Source organism: Mesorhizobium escarrei (assembly GCF_935825525.1).
GTDB lineage: Bacteria > Pseudomonadota > Alphaproteobacteria > Rhizobiales > Rhizobiaceae > Mesorhizobium > Mesorhizobium escarrei.
The window spans coordinates 1-13,637 of record NZ_CAKXZT010000066.1; the positions used below are offsets into that span (position 1 = coordinate 1).

Genomic DNA, 13,637 nt, shown 5'->3' on the forward strand with positions numbered 1-13,637 from the left:
CTGGCGCACTGAAAATCTGACGCCTGCTACACTAGGCTGGACAACCGCCTTGGGTTGGATCTGCCATCCGGGCCAGATACCGCGCCGGAGGCGGACAGTCGAGTGCGGGTCATGTGGTGCAGACCGGCGGATTCGGGCTGCGAATGTTCAAAGAGCGGACATTCGAGCGGCCGCCGAGCGACGACGACAAGCTTTGCGGCGCTTCCACGTCCTGCCGGGTGAGGCGCCTTTGTTACCGTAACACGGTCAGGATCACGCCCATTGCCACCATGCTGACCAAGCGATAGCCGGCATTGATCGCATAATAGCGCAAAGGCCGGTGCTCATAGGTCACCGAATGCAACAGCGTGACAGCGACGAAGCCGAGCCAGAGCAGGAACGTGCAGAGGACGGTCGAGACGATCGTCAGCGCGCCCCAGGCGTGAAGTACCTGATCGAGGATAAACGCCATGACCGCAAACGAGGCAAGGTCGACCGCAATCGCCCGCCGCAGGCCGGCGGCGAATTTCGCGCCGTCGACGCCCGACATCTCGGCCCACGGTCGGATGAAGAGCAGCGGTGAATACCAAAGCCCAGCGACAACCCAGGCTGCGAGGACCGCAGTTCCGATCCCCCAGAGGTTTACCGGCACAAACTCGATCATGCTGCTCCTCCTTCCAACCTTCTAATTCAATGATCTGGCGGTTATATTGAGTATAGCTTACTATATCCAATATGAATGACAATTCAAAAACCCGCAGGCGCTACGACGCACGGCTGCGGGCGGAGCGCGCTTCCGGCACGCGCCAACGCATTCTCGATGTGGCGAAAGAGCTGTTTACTGCGCGCGGAGTGGAAAAGGTCACGATTAATGACATCTCATCAGCCGCCGGTGTTTCGGCACCGACCGTCTATGCCCTGTTCCAGTCGAAGATCGGCATTCTAAGGGCTGTGGTCGAGCGTTCCTTCTTCGGCCCACGCTATGCGGAGATAGCTAAGCAGGCCGAGAACGCGAGAGACCCCGAGGAAATTCTACGTATTACTGCCTCGATCTCTCGGGTCATGCTTGATGCGGAACGCGAGGAGATCGGCCTTATGCGCGGCGTCTCGGCCCTGTCTCCCGAACTGAAGGCGATCGAGACGGAGTTGGAGACCGTCCGCTTCAACCTCCAGGAAGCGCGTGCCAAGCTTCTCGTCGCATCCGTCACTGTCGCGCGCCAACTCGGCTTAGCCCGCGTGCGCGACATCCTATGGATGTATACCGGCCGCGACGTATATCGCATGCTCGTGTTGGAGCGGGGTTGGTCTTCGGAGGAATATGAAAGCTGGCTCGCCGAGACGCTGATCAAGACGCTGATGGGGCAAGACTAAGTTGCACTCTCATCAGTGCGTGGAGGCGGTCAGGGCGGCCGCCGCCGTACGGGCGGATACCGGAGTGCGCGGGGCAGCTCCCAGCCCTTTTCGCCAACACTCGCCCCACTGCGAGCACCAAACAAAACACATGCTTTATCCTTTCCCAACAACAAATCACGTTTTTGGTGATTGTAGCTTGAAATCCCCTCAATCACTTACTAGGTGATTGGGAGGGAGAACAAGATGAAGACCGCGCACTACAAGCTGATCCTGACCCGCGCTGGCGAACGCGCCATCGACATGACTTTCGCGGCTTATGCCGTCATGCACGACATCCTGGATTGCACCGCCTCTACCCAACGCACCAACACGTTTGAGCTCCAGAAGCTCGCCTATGAAGCGATCCGCGCCGAGACGGGCCTGCCGGCGCGACTGGTTACCAATGGCATTCGCGAATACGCCTCCGGCGCCTGGTCGTCCGATCGGCTGCCGCTTGACGACAAGCTCATGTCCTTCAAGGGCGTCGACAAGGTTTCGATTTCTACCGTCGAGGGGCGCGTGATTGCGGGATTCCTGGCCACCGGCTACTCCGATAGCCAGGAGAAGGCGCAACTTTCCCACCTCGTACGGGATAACGGGGCCTATCTGCTCACCGTTCCGCTGTCGGCGGACATGCAACACAGGGAGATCGAAGCCATGCAGACCGAATCCATTTCCGGGCGCGTTTCGCGCCTCGCCGCCGGCCTGGTCGCAACCGTGATCGACGGCCTTGAGAAGAAGGCTCCCGAGGCGGTGGCCGAACAAGCGATCCGCGAGATCGACAAGGCCGCCGACGAGTTGAAGTCCAACCTCGCAGCGCTGATCGCCGAGCGCAAGCGCTACACCTTGCAGAAGGACGACCTGACCGAGGAACGCGAGGGGCTGGACCAGAATATCCGGGTCGCCCTGGAAGAGGGCCGCGAAGACCTCGCACGGGCCGGAATTGGCCGTCAGGACGACATCGACGCGCAGGCCGCCTCTATCGACAAGCTGATCCAGGATGTTGATGTGCGCATTGACGAAGCGCGGGGCGCGCTGAGCGCCGCAAGTGCGGCCCGCCGCGATTCCGAGGAGCGGGTGAAGATAGCGCGGCGCGCCCGCGAGGCGCAGAAGCCGGGCACGGTGGGCAACGCTGACGGCGGGTTCCGCAAACCCGCACCAGAGGATCGCATTGCGGCCGCGCTTTCCAGCGTGGCGCGGCTGACCGACCTGCCCGCTGGCAAGCCGCGCGACAACGATCTTGTCGAACTCGAAGAATTTGGGCGCCAGCGCCGCATTGACGACCGGCTGGCGACACTGCGCAGCGAACTCAAGGGTAAGAAGTAGCGCCGATGGCAGATGTTCTCCACGCACCGGCGCTCTACCTCTATCCATTGCTGGCAGGGATGTTGCTGGGTGTCCTGCAGATCGTCCTGTTCTTTGTTGGAGCCGGACATTTTGACCATGGTGGCGGCGAAGACGGCGCGGTCGACCACCTCCTCGACGCCACACATCTGGGCGACGTATTCGACTGGTTGAATTTCGGTCGGGTACCTTTCGCCATCCTGATACTGCTTCTGCTGGTCACATTCGGCATGGTCGGCATCATGCTGTGGCAGATCTTCCCGGTCTTGCCGGCGTGGAGCTACGCTTTTGGCGCGGCGCCTGCGGCTGTGATGGTAACGAAAATCACCGGTGGCTGGATCGCTCGTCTCCTGCCGCAGGACGAGAGCTACGCTGTCAACCATGATCATCTGGTCGGACATCGCGGCACGGTCTCGCTCGGGCCGCTGGATGACGGTCGGCCCGGCTCGATCCGAGTGCGCGATGAGCATGGCGAATTGCATACGCTGCGGGCGCGACCCGCAGACGCGGGAATGAAAATCGAGAAAGGCGCCGTAGTCGTGGTGGTGAAAGCCGCCGAGGGACCCGGTCGTGTCTGGCTGGTAGTGCCGTTCGAGGAGCATATCTAGCCAGAGCGCTCTGGGCAAAGCCGAACATTCAAACACTTTCAAATCTGGGGGCAAGTTATGGACAATATAGTTCAATTTCTGATCTGGGCCGGCATCGTTCTCTTCGTGATCGCGGTGATCGGCTTTGTGCTCGGGCGGCTCTACCAGCGCGCCGAACGTGACGAGGCCTTTGTGCGTACCGGCGTCGGCGGCCGCAGAGTGGTCAAAGACGGTGGCGCGCTGATCCTGCCCATCTTGCATGCGCTGGCGAAGGTCAAGCTCAACACCGTCAAGCTGGTGGTCGACCGCCGCCGCGAGGACGCCTTCATCACCTCTGACCGCATGCGCGTCGACATCCGTGCCGAGTTTTACGTACGCGTTGACGGCACGGATGACGGCATCGGCCTCGCTGCGCAGACGCTGGGCGACCGTGTCAACGACCCGAAGGCAATCCAAGATCTGGTGGAAGCCAAGCTGGTCGACGCGCTGCGCTCTGTGGCCGCGCGCAACACGCTCGATCAACTGCATGAGAATCGCTCGGACTTCGTGAAGGCGGTGCAGGACGCAGTCGAAACCGATCTGCGCTCGAACGGGCTGGAGCTGGAATCGGTGTCGTTGACGGGCCTCGACCAGACGCCGCGTGAGTTCTTCAACGAAACCAACGCCTTCGACGCCGTCGGTTTGGCCAAGCTGACAACCATCACCGAACAGCGCCGCAAGGAGCGCAACGAGGTGACCCGGAAGACCGAAGTAGCGATTGCCGAGCAAGACCTGAACGCCTCGCGCGAAAAGTACGCGTTGAAGCGGCAAGAGGAAGAGGCGCGGCTGGAGCAGGAGCGCGACGTAGTCTCCAAGCAGGCCTCCACCCGCTCCGAAATGGCCAAGGCCGAGGAAGCGGCGAAGCTCGCCGAACAGGCCGCGCAGATCGCGCGCGAACGCGAGATCGCCGAGCATGCGGCGGAAGCGCAGCGCGCCAAGGAAGAGGCGCGCATCAACTCTGAGCGCGAGGTTGAATTGTCGCGCCAGAATATGGCGGTGGCCATCGCCAAGAAGAGCCAGGAAACCAGCCAGGCTGAAGCCAAGGCCCGCGAGGCCGAGGCGCTGACGGTTGCTGCTCAAGAAAAGGTGCAGACGGCGCGCGAACGCGAAATCGCCGACCGTGCCAGGCAGATCGCCGTTCTGCAAGCGCAGGAAGCGGCGGAATCTGAGGCTGTGTCGGTGACAGTTGGCGCGAGCGCCGAAAAAGCAGCGGCGGAAGACCGCGCCGAGGCGGTGCTGGTGGAAGCCCGCGCGGCGGCGGAAGCGATGAAGGTCCGCGCCGAAGGCGTGATCGCGGAAGGCGAGGCGGAGGCCGCCACCATCCGCGCCACGAACGACGCGCGCAACCTGCTCTCCGACCGGCTGATCCAGCTTGAACTGACGCAGGCGCGGATCACCATGCTACCGGAAGCACTAAAGGCGCTGATGGAGCCGGCGAGCCGTATCGACAGCATCCGCGTGTTCGACACGGCGGGATTTTCGGGCGGTCGCTCGGGCGGCGAAGGCGGGCGTTCGGGTCCGGGCGATCTGGCCGACCAGCTGCTGAAGTTCACCGGCAACAAGTCTCTGATCGACGCGCTCCTGAAGGAAGCTGGCATCGCCGGCGCCGGTGGCTCTCTGAAGGATCTGGTCTCGACGCGGCCGCGAGAAACGAATGCTGACGGGGCCGGTCTGTTCGAGGAGGCAGACGTGGAGGACGACGAGCTGGTCGCCCCCCTGGCTGGGGTACCGAAGGCCTGAACTGCCCAAACGCTGATTTGATCGGGCATGGAACAATCCACGCCCGATCTAATCTATTTGGCAGCCAGGATCGCGCTTATGTCATGCAGGCATGACCGCTGCGAAAATGGAAAATTCCAACGCCCGATCAAGTTTGACGGGCGATGGCGCGTGGCCGCCGCATGACAGCGGCCTCAACACGTTTTTCCTTCCCAGTTGATTGTCTCTACATCGACAGATTTCCTGTCGATGCTAAATAGCTTATTCGTGACGCACCCAAATCTGCGAGCGACCGAGCATTGAGACACCAATGTAGCCGCGCACGTTGAGCTTGTTGCCGCCTTTCGTCAGTTGGATTTTGCTGCTGTAGACTTTGCCGCTGTCGGGATCGAGGATGCGGCCGCCTGTATATTCGGCGCCGTCCTTCTTCAGGCCGGATAGGATCACCAGGCCGATGACGGGCGCATTCTTCAAGGCGCCTTCGCACTTCGTACAGGTCGGGTTTTCGTTCGGGGCAAGGAAGACTTTTTCGATCTTGCCCTGCAAAGTGCCGTTCGATTCCGTGATGCGGATCAACGCTCTTGGCTTGCCGCTGACGTCGTCGACGTTCCTCCACAGGCCGACTGGCGAGGCATTGTCCGCCCACGCTGCCGAGGAGAGTGACGCCACCACGGTGAGCGCGAAAACGGCCGATTGTTTCAGTATACGCATGGCGATGATCTCCGAGAGGACGGGGTGCTGCTGTCGACGTGGGTTGGTTGCCGCGCGCGCGGCGCTGCGATGGCTCATGGCCGGCTTGAAGCGGCGATCGCGGGATAGTCGGTATAGCCAGCGGAGCCGCCGCCATAGAGCGTCGCCTGATCGAATGTGGCCAGCGGCGCGCGCGTCTGTAGCCGTTCCACAAGATCGGGATTGGCGATGAACGGTCGCCCGAAGGCGAACAGGTCCGCCTTGCCCTCGGCGAGCCGCGACGCGGCGAGCTCGAGGTCATAGCCGTTATTGGCGATATAGGTGTTGTTGAAGCGCCGGCGGAGCGATCCGAAGTCGAACGGCGCGACATCGCGCGAGCCGCCCGTGGCGCCCTCGACGACATGGATGTAGACGATGCCCAAAGCGTCGAGTTGATCGACGATATGGTCGAACTGGGCCTGGGGGGCGCTGCTCGAGACGCCATTGGCAGGCGAGATGGGCGAAATCCGGATGCCGGTGCGCTCAGCGCCGATCTCCTCGACCACCGCAGTCGCAACCTCCAGCATCAGCCGGGCGCGGTTCTCGACCGATCCGCCATAAGCATCCGTGCGGGCGTTGGCGCCGTCCTTGGCGAACTGGTCCAGCAGATAGCCGTTGGCGCCGTGAATCTCGACGCCATCAAAGCCGGCCTCGATGGCGTTCGCGGCTGCTTGCCGGAAATCGCTGACGATCCCCGGAAGCTCGTCGAGCTCCAGCGCGCGGGGCTCCGAAACGTCGACAAAGCCGTTGTTGGCGAACGTCTTGGTCGCGGCCCGGATCGCCGAGGGCGCCACGGGGGCGGCGCCGTTCTCCTGCAGATCGACGTGCGAGACGCGACCGACATGCCAGAGCTGCAGGAAAATCCGCCCGCCCTTGGCGTGCACGGCGTCGGTGACCTTGCGCCAGCCGCCGATCTGAGCCTGGGCGTAGATGCCGGGCGTGTCCTGATAACCCTGCCCCTGCTGCGAGATCTGCGTGGCCTCTGAAATCAGGAGGCCGGCCGACGCGCGCTGGCCGTAATACTGCGCGGCGAGATCGCCTGGAACGAAGCCCGGGCCAGCGCGATTGCGCGTCAGGGGCGCCATGACGATACGATTGGAGAGAGTGAGCGAGCCGAGAGTATAGGGCTCAAACAGCGTTGTGCTCGTCATGGGTCACCTTTGTTTGTCCCCGCCGCGGCGGGGTCGTTTATCGAAACGGCTTTGTCCGTGCTCAGGCGACCGTGCGGTACCGCTCGGCGGGATGCTGGTTCCCATAGTTCGGAAGCATGGCCTGGCGCGCGGCCTGAAGCGCGTCCCACTGCCCGGCATCGGGTAGCGGCGGGATGGTCACCAGTTCGCGGCGGTCGAAGCCGACCAGCGCCGCATCCACCAGATCGCCCACCTCCATCACGTTGGAAAGCGTGTTGACGTCGGCGCCGACATGTCCCCAGATCTCCGTTCGCGTCGTGGCGGGAAGCACGGCCTGGACGTAGACACCCTTCGGCGCGAGCTCGAGGCTGAGTCCCTGCGACAGGAACAGCACAAAGGCCTTTGTTGCGCCGTAGACCGTCATGCCAAACTCCGGCGCCAGGCCGACCACGGAGCCGATGTTGACGATCGCCCCTTCGCCGGCCGCCGCAAGGCGCGGGGCGATGGCGCTGGCTAGCCGCAGAAGCGCGGTCGTGTTGAGCGCAACCAGCCGCGCGACGTCATCGGTGCTCTGCTCGATAAAGCTTCCGCCGATGGCCGTTCCGGCATTGTTGACGAGGATCCCGATGCGGGCGTCATCGCGCAGCCTCGTCTCTACCGTTGCAAGCTCGGCAGGCTGCGTAAGATCAGCCTGGACGATGTCGATCGCCACGCCATTTTCCTGACGCAGACGGGCCGCCAGAGCCTCCATTCGTGCCGTGTCACGGGCAACCAGCACGAGGTCGTGCCCGCGGCGCGCGAAGCGCTCGGCATAGGAGGCTCCGATGCCGGTGGAGGCGCCGGTTATGAGGACTGACGGAATGGCGGTCATGGCATTGCCCTTTTCTCTGATGGACTCTATATTCATGACTATCATCATGATTGCCGCTAAATATGATACCCATCATGTAAATGTCAACGGCGCCGGCGGAGAATTTTGAAATGAAGGTCAGTCGAGAACAGATGGCGGAGAACCGTCGCCGAATTCTGGATGCTGCCAGCCGGCTGTTTCGCGACAAGGGCTTCGACGCGGTCAGCGTGGCGGAGGTGATGAAAGCCGCCGGGCTCACCCATGGCGGCTTCTATGGCCATTTCAGCTCGAAGGACGATCTGATCGCGCAGACCCTTGCCCATGTCCTCGCCGCGGAGCCAAGCGGAGGGGGCGATCTTCGCGCTTATGTCGACGCCTATCTTTCGCCCCGGCATCGCGACAACGCCGCCGGTGGTTGTCCGACGGCGGGGCTTGTTGCGGACATCCGCCATCAGACCCCGGCTGCACGCTCGGCCATGACGGAAGGCCTTCGCTCGCAGATCGACCGTATCGGCAAGGCGCTCCCGGAGTTGGATCCGGCAGACAGACGCCGCGCAGCGATCGGATGCTGGGCAGCGATGGTAGGGGCAGTGATCCTCGCCCGGGCCATCAACGATCCGGCGCTTTCGGACGAGGTCCTGGAACAGACGCGTGCCTGGATCGATACCGGGATCAGCCAAGTGTCTGCCGACTAGCGGTCTGCGGCAGGAGTGCTCTTGCCGAGAGCAATGGGGTCATCGGCGGTGGTTGGGTGACTAACTTGGAGAATATCGCGCCGTAGCGTGCAATCAGCGGGGTTCGCGGACGGCTAAGGGCGCAGCGAGCGAGATTTCTGCACGCTTGCCCGGCAAAAGCCATGATCACCGCTACGCCAGGCAGGCATGACCGTTGCGAAAATCGAAAATTGCGAAGTCCAATCAAGCCTAAACAGGCGAATGCTATTTAGAGCTGCCGGCCTTGCCGCGCTGGCCGGGCTTGCCGCTTGCGCCACCGTGCTGCCCACCGGCGAAGGCGCCGGGGTCTCCGCCACCGCCGTCGGCACACTGGCGGGCATCCGCGCCTCAGCCGGTCTCGATCCGCTTGTCCCCGACCCTCAGCTCGAACAGGCAGCCCTGCAGCAGTCCGGCTATATGGCGCGCGGCGGCCGTATGACCCACTCCACCGGCTGGGGCAAGGGATTTGCCTCGCGCGTCAAGGGCAACGGTATTGCCGGTGCTGCCGCCGAAAACATCGCCGAGGGCCGTTTCGATCAGCAGAAGCTGTTCGACATCTGGATGCACTCGGTCGGCCACCGCAGCAACATGCTCGACCCGCGCTTCACCCGCTTTGGTCTGGCCTATGTGCGGGACGGCCGCGACAGCTCGCTGCGCTACTGGAGCCTTGTACTGGGCAAGTAGGAGGCGCGGCCGACCAGGTCGCGCCGATCCCCAGATGTCAGTCGATATGCGCAGCGGGTGCAGCCGCTGAAGCCTTCTGCGGCTTGCGCAGCAGGAAGACCAGCGGGAAAGCAACCAGCGTCACCACCATCATCAGCTTGAAGTCGTTGATGTAGGAGATCATCAGCGACTGCTGGTTGACCAGCCCTTCGATCTGCGACAGCGCCGCCGGATCGCCGACCGCCGCCGGCGGCGAGGCCGCCCAGAGGTTGGGGTTGAACGGATTGATGTGGGCCGAGAGCTCGGCATGGTTGATCTGCGTGTTGCGCACCAGCATGACCGAAACGATCGAGATGCCGATCGACGAGCCGATGTTGCGCACCAGGGAAAACAGCGCCGTAGCGTCGGTTCGGAAGCGCACATCGAGCGTGGCAAAGGCAATGGTGGAGAGCGGCACGAAGACCAGGCCCAGCCCGAGGCCCTGAATGACGCCCGAGGTCAGGATAAGCCAGTTGTCCATCTGCGGCGAGAAGCCCGACATCGTGTAGAGCGACTGCGCCGTAAGCCCCAGTCCGATCATCACCAGCAGCCTGGCATCGATCCTGTGCATGATGCGCCCGACGACGAGCATCGAGATCATCGTGCCAACGCCGCGCGGCGCCATCACCACGCCGGTGGTGATGGTCGGGTAGCCGAAGATCGTCGACAGCATCGGCGGCAGCAGCGCCAGGCTGGCCAGAAGGATGACGCCGATGATAAAAATGAAGACCAGTCCCGTCGCAAAATTGCGGTCCAGGAAGATCTTTGGGTCGATGAACGGGTTTTCGGCGCTCAGCACATGAATGGTGAACACCCAGAAACCTGAAATGGCGAGGCCAAGCTCGATCCAGATCTCGGCCGAGGAGAACCAGTCGGCGTCGCCGCCACGGTCGAGCATGAGCTGCAGCGCGCCGACGCCGAGCGAGAGCATGGCAAAGCCGAAGAAATCGAAGCCGCGCACGCATCTGGCGATGTTCGGCAGGTAGGCGGCCATGCCGAGAAAGGCGATGATGCCGATCGGCAGGTTGATGAAGAACACCCAGCGCCAATTGAAGCTCTCGGTCAGCCAGCCGCCCAGCGTCGGGCCGATGATCGGTCCGACCATGATGCCGGCGCCCCAGATGGCCATCGCCTGGCCGTGGCGTTCCTTCGGGTTGATGTCGAGCAGGAAGGTCTGCGACAGCGGCACGATTGCCGCGCCGAACACGCCTTGCATCAGGCGGAACAGCACCATGGTCTCCAGGCTCCATGCCACGCCGCACAGCATGGAGAACACGACGAAACCGACCACCGCCGTCAGGAACAGTTCCTTGCGCCCGAAGCGGTCGGCCAGCCAGCCGGTCACCGGCGTCATGATGGCGGCGGCGACGATGTAGGAGGTCAGAACCCAGTTGATGGTGTCGGCCGACGCGCCAAGGTCGCCGACCATCGACGGCAGCGCGACATTGGCGATGGTGGTGTCGAGCACCTGCATGACTGTCGCCAGCATGATCGCAATGGTGATCAGGCCGCGATGCGGCACTTCGCGAAAGGGTTTTGGCGTGCTCATGACGTGGAGGCGGTCTATTGCGCTTCACCCGCCGCGGCGTGGCCGAAGATGCTCGGAAGCCCGCGGGAAACGCCGGTGTCCACCGTGACGGTCGCGCTCATGCCGGTGCGCAGCGCCATCTTGGCGTCGGCATCGGCCAGTTGCAGGCGCACCGGAATGCGCTGGGTGACCTTGACCCAGTTGCCGGTGGCGTTCTGGGCCGGCAACAGCGAGAACTCGGCTCCGGTGCCGGCGCCGATCGCCTTGACGGTGGCTTCGAACGTCCGGCCCGGATAGGTGTCGACCACGATTTCAGCCGTCTGGCCGGGCTTCATATTGGTGAGTTGGGTTTCCTTGAAATTGGCGTCGATCCAGGTGTCGCCGGTCTCGACCAGCGAAAACAGCGGCGTGCCGGAGCCGACATACTGGCCGACCTTGAACGAGGCAGCCTGGCTGACGATACCGTCGGCCGGCGCCCTCACCGTGGTCTGCGCCAAATCGTAGGCAGCCTTGTCGCGCGTGGCGAGTGCCGCCATCACGGTCGGATGCCTGTCGGTCTCGATGTTGGGATTGCCGCCAAGCGCCGCCTTGGCGCTGAGGATGCCCTGCTCGGCCGCAGCCAGTTGCTGCCTGGCCTTGTCGAGATCGTTCCTGGCCTCGTCCAGCGACGACTTGGCATTGATGCCCTTGCGGGCCAGGTCGGCGGCCCGGTCGTATTGCGACTGCGCATAGTCGACCTGGCTGGCGTCCGACTTCTCCTGCGCTACCGCCTGGCTATAGGCCGCACGCAGTTGTTCGACATTGAGGCGCGCGCCGGCGACCGCCGCGTCGGCCTGGGCCAATGCGATCCGGTAAGGCTCGGCATCGATGGCGAACAGCAAGGCGCCCTGCTTGACCGACTGGTTGTCGAAAATGTCGACCTGAACGATGCGGCCGGCCGTATCGGCGGCGATCGAGACCTTGGCCTGCTGCAGGTTGGCGTTCTCGGTCTCCTGGTAACGGCCGCCGGTCACCCAGACGTAGCTGCCGCCGGCGATCAGCGCCACCGGCACCGCCGACATCAAAAGGATGCGGCCGGCACGGCGCTTCTTCTTCGGCGCCACCGACGCCGGCGCTAGCTGCGGAGCGACCGTAACCCGAGCGGCTGCCGGCTGCGCGGGAGCTTCCATCTCCAGCTTGGTCGCATTCTCATCTACCTTGGCTACCGCGTTCATGCTGCTGCGCCTTCTGTACTCTCGACTTTTTCGCCACTCTCGACTTTTTCGCCCGGCGCCGGCTCGCCGTCCGCCAGGTTCCTGGCCATCGTCTCCAGTGCCTTGATCAGGACGCGACGATCTTGCGGCGACACGCCGGTCAGCGATTCTTCATAGACTTCGCCAGCAAGGCTCTTGATCTCCGCGTAGGCCTGGCTCGCTTTGGCGGTAGGGAAGATCATGCGGACGCGGCGGTCGGCGGCGTCGGCACGGCGCTCGATCCAACCGCCCTCCTCCATGCGGTCGACCAGGCGCGACACGCTGATCGGCTCGATCTCGAGAAGCTCGGCGAGCCGCGCTTGGGTGATGCCTTCTTCCTTGGCGACGCGGACCATGAGCCGCCATTGCGCCGAGGAAAGGCCGAGCCCCCTGGCGCGCGCCTCGAAGCGCTTGCGCATCAGGCGCTGCACGTCGTGGATCAAAAAACCCAATCTGTCGATGCCGTCGGAAACCATGAGCGGCATATATTATAAGCGTGCTTACTATTCAAGGTACGGCATTATGCCAGAAGCTGGCAAGTGTGCATGGCGGTCATGCGGATCGCTCGCAAAATCGCGATTGAGCAGGCTGAAATTGACCGATGGTCGGTCGAATTTGCGCGGTGCGCAATTTCGATCAAACTGCCTCCACCAGGAAGCGGCACCATGAGCTGGCCAATGCGAAGACCAAGACCTAGTCCGATAGCAAGGAGCCATATGAACCCGACCGAGAAAGCGCTGTGGTTCGTCGAAAGCCGTCTGCCGGAAGCCATCTCGCTCGACGATGTCGCCAACAGCAGCGGCGTGTCGCGCTTTCACGTGACGCGGGCTTTCGCTGCGGCGACCGGCCGTTCGGTGATGGGCTACCTGCGTTCTCGCCGGCTGACCGAGGCGGCGCGCAGGCTCGCCGCCGGCGCACCGGACATCCTCTCGGTCGCGCTCGACGCCGGCTATGCCTCGCATGAGGCTTTCACCCGCGCCTTCCGCGACCAGTTCGGCACCACGCCGGAACTGGTGCGTGCGCAAGGCTCACTCAAAAACCTCGATCTCGTGGAGCCGATCCTGATGGACCAGTCCTTCCTCACCAATCTCGAGCCGCCGCGTTTTGAGACCAGCCGGCCGTTTCTCATCGCCGGTCTCGGCGAGCGCTACAGCTGCGAAACCAGCGCCGGCATCCCGATGCAATGGCAAAAGTTCGGCCCCTATATCGGCAACATTCCGGGCGAGGTCGGCGACATCGCCTATGGCGTCTGCGTCAACGGCGACGATGCAGGCAATTTCGACTATATCGCCGGCGTCGAGGTGTCCGATTTTTCGGACCTGCCGAAGGAGTTTTCGCGCGTACGCGTGCCGGCGCAGAAATACGCCGTGTTCGCCCATCGTGACCACATCTCGACCATCCGCCGCACAGTCAACACGATCTGGAACAAGTGGCTGCCGGCCTCCGGGCACAAGATTGCCGACGCGCCCGAATTCGAGCGCTACGGCCCCGAATTCGATCCGCGCAGCGGCAATGGCGGGCTGGAAATCTGGATACCGGTCAAAGGGTGAGGAAGGCCCCCAGATTTCAACTTGTGGTAGAGCCAGTACGAAGCGGCTCCGCCTTACCTTTCCTTCTCCCCTTGTGGGGTGGGCAATCGCATTTGGATTCTTGCGAAGATGGACCCTCCACCCTAACCCTCCCCACAACGGGG

At 63.2% G+C, this 13,637-nt stretch carries 14 protein-coding genes; 7 read left to right on the forward strand and 7 right to left on the reverse strand.

Features of this window, described 5'->3' with window-relative positions; translation table 11 throughout:
• Positions 1-232: 232 nt before the first annotated feature.
• Positions 233-643 carry a DUF1761 domain-containing protein gene (locus tag NMG80_RS04550; protein ID WP_254017032.1) on the reverse strand — a complete coding sequence of 137 codons (411 nt, stop codon included), beginning with the start codon at positions 641-643 and terminating at the stop codon, positions 233-235.
• Between the two features lie 158 nt (positions 644-801).
• On the opposite strand from NMG80_RS04550, the gene NMG80_RS04555 reads away from it, so the two are divergent.
• From NMG80_RS04555 to NMG80_RS04570, 4 genes are all read left to right on the forward strand, one after another.
• Positions 802-1,350 carry a TetR/AcrR family transcriptional regulator gene (locus tag NMG80_RS04555; RefSeq protein ID WP_254017033.1) on the forward strand — a complete coding sequence of 183 codons (549 nt, stop codon included), beginning with the start codon at positions 802-804 and terminating at the stop codon, positions 1,348-1,350.
• Between the two features lie 306 nt (positions 1,351-1,656).
• Positions 1,657-2,697 carry a PspA/IM30 family protein gene (locus tag NMG80_RS04560; RefSeq protein ID WP_254017034.1) on the forward strand — a complete coding sequence of 347 codons (1,041 nt, stop codon included), beginning with the start codon at positions 1,657-1,659 and terminating at the stop codon, positions 2,695-2,697.
• Positions 2,698-2,702: 5 nt separating this feature from the next.
• On the forward strand, positions 2,703-3,323 hold the full coding sequence (locus NMG80_RS04565; RefSeq protein ID WP_254017035.1) for an OB-fold-containig protein: 621 nt from the start codon (positions 2,703-2,705) through the stop codon (positions 3,321-3,323).
• A 105-nt stretch (positions 3,324-3,428) separates the two neighbouring features.
• Positions 3,429-5,081 carry a flotillin family protein gene (locus tag NMG80_RS04570; RefSeq protein WP_254017036.1) on the forward strand — a complete coding sequence of 551 codons (1,653 nt, stop codon included), beginning with the start codon at positions 3,429-3,431 and terminating at the stop codon, positions 5,079-5,081.
• A gap of 240 nt (positions 5,082-5,321) precedes the next feature.
• Here the strand turns inward: NMG80_RS04570 and NMG80_RS04575 are convergent, their stop codons facing one another.
• From NMG80_RS04575 to NMG80_RS04585, 3 genes are all read right to left on the reverse strand, one after another.
• On the reverse strand, positions 5,322-5,771 hold the full coding sequence (locus NMG80_RS04575; protein ID WP_254017037.1) for a DUF2147 domain-containing protein: 450 nt from the start codon (positions 5,769-5,771) through the stop codon (positions 5,322-5,324).
• A gap of 74 nt (positions 5,772-5,845) precedes the next feature.
• A complete protein-coding gene (locus NMG80_RS04580) occupies positions 5,846-6,940 on the reverse strand; it encodes an alkene reductase (protein WP_254017038.1) in 1,095 nt (364 codons plus the stop codon).
• Between the two features lie 61 nt (positions 6,941-7,001).
• The gene (locus tag NMG80_RS04585; protein WP_254017044.1) at positions 7,002-7,790 is read right to left on the reverse strand and encodes an SDR family NAD(P)-dependent oxidoreductase; all 789 of its coding nucleotides are present in this window, start codon (positions 7,788-7,790) and stop codon (positions 7,002-7,004) included.
• 110 nt (positions 7,791-7,900) lie between these two features.
• Between NMG80_RS04585 and NMG80_RS04590 the strand changes: the two genes are divergently transcribed.
• A complete protein-coding gene (locus tag NMG80_RS04590; RefSeq protein WP_254017039.1) occupies positions 7,901-8,464 on the forward strand; it encodes a TetR/AcrR family transcriptional regulator in 564 nt (187 codons plus the stop codon).
• Between the two features lie 186 nt (positions 8,465-8,650).
• A complete protein-coding gene (locus tag NMG80_RS04595) occupies positions 8,651-9,166 on the forward strand; it encodes a CAP domain-containing protein (RefSeq protein WP_254017040.1) in 516 nt (171 codons plus the stop codon).
• Between the two features lie 37 nt (positions 9,167-9,203).
• Here NMG80_RS04595 and NMG80_RS04600 read toward each other — a convergent pair whose 3' ends face one another.
• The 3 genes from NMG80_RS04600 to NMG80_RS04610 are packed head-to-tail and all read right to left on the reverse strand — an operon-like array spanning position 9,204 to position 12,420.
• On the reverse strand, positions 9,204-10,733 hold the full coding sequence (locus NMG80_RS04600; RefSeq protein ID WP_254017041.1) for a DHA2 family efflux MFS transporter permease subunit: 1,530 nt from the start codon (positions 10,731-10,733) through the stop codon (positions 9,204-9,206).
• Positions 10,734-10,747: 14 nt separating this feature from the next.
• Positions 10,748-11,926 carry an HlyD family secretion protein gene (locus NMG80_RS04605; RefSeq protein WP_254017042.1) on the reverse strand — a complete coding sequence of 393 codons (1,179 nt, stop codon included), beginning with the start codon at positions 11,924-11,926 and terminating at the stop codon, positions 10,748-10,750.
• Entirely contained in the window at positions 11,923-12,420 is a 498-nt protein-coding gene (locus NMG80_RS04610) for a MarR family winged helix-turn-helix transcriptional regulator (RefSeq protein ID WP_254017045.1), read from the reverse strand. The genes NMG80_RS04605 and NMG80_RS04610 overlap by 4 nt, the downstream gene beginning before the upstream one ends.
• A 240-nt stretch (positions 12,421-12,660) precedes the next feature.
• Between NMG80_RS04610 and NMG80_RS04615 the strand changes: the two genes are divergently transcribed.
• Entirely contained in the window at positions 12,661-13,494 is an 834-nt protein-coding gene (locus tag NMG80_RS04615) for an AraC family transcriptional regulator (RefSeq protein WP_254017043.1), read from the forward strand.
• The last annotated feature ends 143 nt before the right edge of the window (positions 13,495-13,637 follow it).

Bases quoted from the DNA above. Each gene is read 5' to 3' on its own strand.
- NMG80_RS04550 (WP_254017032.1), bottom strand. From the start codon at position 643: ATGATCGAGTTTGTGCCGGTAAACCTCTGGGGGATCGGAACTGCGGTC.
- NMG80_RS04560 (WP_254017034.1), top strand. From the start codon at position 1,657: ATGCACGACATCCTGGATTGCACCGCCTCTACCCAACGCACCAACACG.
- NMG80_RS04565 (WP_254017035.1), top strand. From the start codon at position 2,703: ATGGCAGATGTTCTCCACGCACCGGCGCTCTACCTCTATCCATTGCTG.
- NMG80_RS04575 (WP_254017037.1), bottom strand. From the start codon at position 5,771: ATGCGTATACTGAAACAATCGGCCGTTTTCGCGCTCACCGTGGTGGCG.
- NMG80_RS04580 (WP_254017038.1), bottom strand. From the start codon at position 6,940: ATGACGAGCACAACGCTGTTTGAGCCCTATACTCTCGGCTCGCTCACT.
- NMG80_RS04585 (WP_254017044.1), bottom strand. From the start codon at position 7,790: ATGACCGCCATTCCGTCAGTCCTCATAACCGGCGCCTCCACCGGCATC.
- NMG80_RS04590 (WP_254017039.1), top strand. From the start codon at position 7,901: ATGAAGGTCAGTCGAGAACAGATGGCGGAGAACCGTCGCCGAATTCTG.
- NMG80_RS04595 (WP_254017040.1), top strand. From the start codon at position 8,651: ATGACCGTTGCGAAAATCGAAAATTGCGAAGTCCAATCAAGCCTAAAC.
- NMG80_RS04600 (WP_254017041.1), bottom strand. From the start codon at position 10,733: ATGAGCACGCCAAAACCCTTTCGCGAAGTGCCGCATCGCGGCCTGATC.
- NMG80_RS04605 (WP_254017042.1), bottom strand. From the start codon at position 11,926: ATGAACGCGGTAGCCAAGGTAGATGAGAATGCGACCAAGCTGGAGATG.
- NMG80_RS04610 (WP_254017045.1), bottom strand. From the start codon at position 12,420: ATGGTTTCCGACGGCATCGACAGATTGGGTTTTTTGATCCACGACGTG.
- NMG80_RS04615 (WP_254017043.1), top strand. From the start codon at position 12,661: ATGAACCCGACCGAGAAAGCGCTGTGGTTCGTCGAAAGCCGTCTGCCG.